This is a genomic window from Dietzia sp. B19, from assembly GCF_014145155.1.
GTDB lineage: Bacteria > Actinomycetota > Actinomycetes > Mycobacteriales > Mycobacteriaceae > Dietzia > Dietzia natronolimnaea.
Genome location: NZ_JAALED010000288.1, coordinates 1 through 1,559 on the forward strand (window position 1 = coordinate 1; position 1,559 = coordinate 1,559).

A 1,559-nucleotide genomic window follows, 5' to 3' on the forward strand; every position below is an offset into this window, starting at 1 on the left:
CGGCGCGGCCGGCGTCCAGCGCCGAGCGTGCGACGTCCCCCAGACGCGCGGGTGCGTACTCGGGGTCGTCCCCCGATCCCGCCGCCGCGGCCACCAGGGTGTGCAGTTCGCGGTCGCTGGTCTCGATTCCGGTGCCCACGTTGAAGCGCAGTCCGGCGGCGGCCGGAACGGTCGCGGCGCGAACGAAGGCGTCCACCACGTCGTCGACGAACACGTAGTCCCGGGTGTTGCCCCCGTCCCCGAAGACCCGGGTCTGCTCCCCGGCCAGCAGGCGCTGGGCGAAGATCGCCACCACCCCGGCCTCGCCGTGCGGGTCCTGACGCGGCCCGTACACGTTGGCCGGCGCCACGCCCGCCCACTCGATGCCGTACAGCTTGGCGAACATCTCCAGGTAGACCTCGCCCGCGACCTTGCCCGCCGCGTAGGGGCTCATCGGGTCCACCGGCCGAGACTCGGCCACCGGCAGGTCGGTGACGGGTCCGTAGATCGATCCCCCCGAGGAGGTGAAGACGATCCGCCGCACCCCGGCCCGTCGGGCGGCGTCGGCCAGCCGGACGGTGCCCACCACGTTGACCTCGGCGTCATGCACCGGGTCCTCCACCGACAGGCGGACGTCGATCTGCGCGGCCAGGTGGAACACGACCTCCGGGGCGAGGTCCGCCACCAGGTCCCCGATCGCGGGGTCGGTCAGGTCCACCTGCCGGAAGGTGAACCGCGAACCGGCCTCGCGGGCGCTCGTGAGGTTCTCCAGCCGACCCCGTGACAGGTCGTCGACGACCGTCACCTCGTGTCCCTCGGACAGCAAGCGGTCCACCAGGGTCGACCCGATGAACCCGGCCCCACCCGTCACGAGTGCCTTCATTCAGATCCCCTCCCGATGTGCGGCGAACCCGCCGCGGCGCCCTGTCGGACAACAGCTCCAAGGATACGACCCGGCCCGGGCCGGCCCGCTCACTCCCGTCCGTACAGCGCGGTGGCGCGGGTCAGCGGCGTACGTCCATCGGGCGGGAACGGCGAGTCGGCCAGGATCCGGGCGAGCTCGGCCTCGGTGAAGGCGGCACGGACCGCGAAGATCCGCACCTGGGAGTCCGAGTAGACCTTGACCAGGCCCGGGGTCTGGTCGAGCCGGAGCAGGTGGTCGTTGGGCTTCTGGAATCCCCAGTAATTGGGCGGGCTGACGTACACGTAGGTCACGCCGAGTTCGTCGAGAGCGGCGTCGACCCTCGGGTCGGTCCCGGCCCGGTCCATGCTGAAGAACAAGTGGGTGGTGAGCGGTGCGGTGGAGCCCGACTGCAGGTAGTGGCGTGCGGTCGAGGGCAGCCCGTTGGTGGCGTACATCCACCCCGACCCCTCGTCCGGGTTGGTGTAGATCAGGCCCGAATACGCCTGTGGCTGCTCGGAGAGCCAGTCGAAGGCCCGCAGATCGTGACTGTCGACCATCCTGCCCGCCCGTTGGTTCGCGCCCGCGGCCGCGGCGTACTCGGGCGAGGCCTGGACGACCCACGACCCGGTGGCCACCAGCGCGGCTAGGGCGACCGCGACCCGCAGGCCCGCCGCAC

General features: G+C 71.8%; 2 protein-coding genes. Both read right to left on the minus strand.

The annotated features are described in order from the left end of the window. On the minus strand, positions 1-862 hold an 862-nt coding region (locus G6020_RS08995; protein WP_182610382.1), incomplete at its 3' end, for an SDR family NAD(P)-dependent oxidoreductase. An 89-nt stretch (positions 863-951) separates the two neighbouring features. Continuing rightward, positions 952-1,559 (minus strand): DUF6541 family protein (locus G6020_RS09000; RefSeq protein WP_347238340.1); only part of this gene is annotated, 608 nt, incomplete at its 5' end.